At 51.9% G+C, this 268-nt stretch carries 1 pseudogene; it reads right to left on the bottom strand.

Annotation, left to right across the window (positions count from 1 at the left end):
* Nucleotides 1-268: pseudogene (locus tag AAEZ05_RS28815) on the bottom strand (hypothetical protein); the annotation flags it as partial.

Here is a 268-nt window from a genome sequence, read left to right as displayed (position 1 = left end):
GCTTGGATCAACGCCGCAAAGTTACCTGTGGTCACGCCCCACGCCATACCATTCACTTTGCCTAATGCTTGGGCGATCAAGGTATAGTCACCGTCTGAAGTTGGATTAGTTGTCGTTACCGGATTACCATTACCATCAATAGTCGTCACGCTAGTGCCATCCTCTTCACGTGCAGACCAGACTCCAGCGCCGACTTCACCAATGGTTGGGCCAATGTTGTTAAACTGCGTTAAGCCACCCGCTTCGCTGCCCCATTGCACTCCAAAAC

The organism is Pseudomonas sp. HY13-MNA-CIBAN-0226 (assembly GCF_040310305.1).
In the GTDB taxonomy this organism is placed as follows: Bacteria; Pseudomonadota; Gammaproteobacteria; order Pseudomonadales; family Pseudomonadaceae; genus Aquipseudomonas; species Aquipseudomonas gregormendelii.
Note: the sequence above shows the minus strand (reverse complement) of the source record. Positions and strands in the feature narration are given on the sequence as shown.